Origin of the sequence: Anaerotignum faecicola, assembly GCA_024460105.1 — a bacterium.
GTDB lineage: Bacteria > Bacillota > Clostridia > Lachnospirales > Anaerotignaceae > JANFXS01.
In genome coordinates this window covers 1-837 of record JANFXS010000020.1, presented here as the reverse complement: position 1 = coordinate 837, position 837 = coordinate 1, and the positions used below count along the sequence as shown (strand labels likewise).

The following is an 837-nucleotide window of genomic DNA, read 5'->3' as shown; positions in this document are numbered from 1 at the left end:
CTCGACCTGCGCCGCCGTCCGGTAACTCCTACGGCCCTCGTACGCCTCGTGAAACATACGATTCCAATATCTGGCGCTAAATCCTGCAAAGTAGTTTTTCATATCCATTATCCTGCCTCCTGTTTTCCACGGCTTTTCTTCCACTCTTCGAACTCCCTCATATTATCCGGATTTTCAAAATATATCTTGATAATCTCACCGAGTGATCTTGCCATTGGATTTGTAGTGCTTTCCGGTATCTGTTCTATATTCACTTTAATCATTGTTATCGCATCCTTTCATTCCCCATATATTGCCATTTGGTTACAGATCTCCTATAATCTAAGTACAGGCGTTGCAGCGCCGAGTACAAAAGAGAGGGGATATTTGTATGGAAATAGATAAATTGGTTTCTTCACTTATCTGGACTACTTTGGATAAGAAAATCAATTGGGCTGAATCGTTATATGCACCACACCCATGCGTTGACTGCAACAGTTTTTCTTTTGAAACGCCGAACAAAAGAGTGATTATCTCAAAATGTTTTAATACTAATCCAATTTTTGATGATAATGCTGAAGCAGAATACTTTATATCAATAATGCCACTAAATTCTGAAAAAACAGATAATGCGTACACTTGTGAACAACTTGCAGAATTGTTTGATATCGTCACTGACTCAATGAAGCCAGATAAAGATATTGAAGAAATTATAAACTATCTAAATAATCTATAATCTCTTTGATATCATTTTTCTCTTCATCAGTTAATGGGCGACTACACTCTAATTTTCTACTCGTAATCTTCTCGTTTTTTTTCGGACCCTGATCCATTTTGCTATCAACTATTTTTGTGGTA

Annotated in this window: 2 protein-coding genes; one reads left to right on the top strand and one right to left on the bottom strand. The window is 37.2% G+C overall.

Annotated elements, in window-relative coordinates; translation table 11 throughout:
- Positions 1-107: 107 nt before the first annotated feature.
- Positions 108-263, bottom strand: coding sequence for a hypothetical protein (locus NE664_12470; GenBank protein ID MCQ4727454.1), 156 nt, complete (start codon positions 261-263; stop codon positions 108-110).
- Positions 264-370: 107 nt separating this feature from the next.
- Here NE664_12470 and NE664_12465 point away from each other — a divergent pair, with 107 nt between their 5' ends.
- Entirely contained in the window at positions 371-715 is a 345-nt protein-coding gene (locus NE664_12465; GenBank protein MCQ4727453.1) for a hypothetical protein, read from the top strand.
- The last annotated feature ends 122 nt before the right edge of the window (positions 716-837 follow it).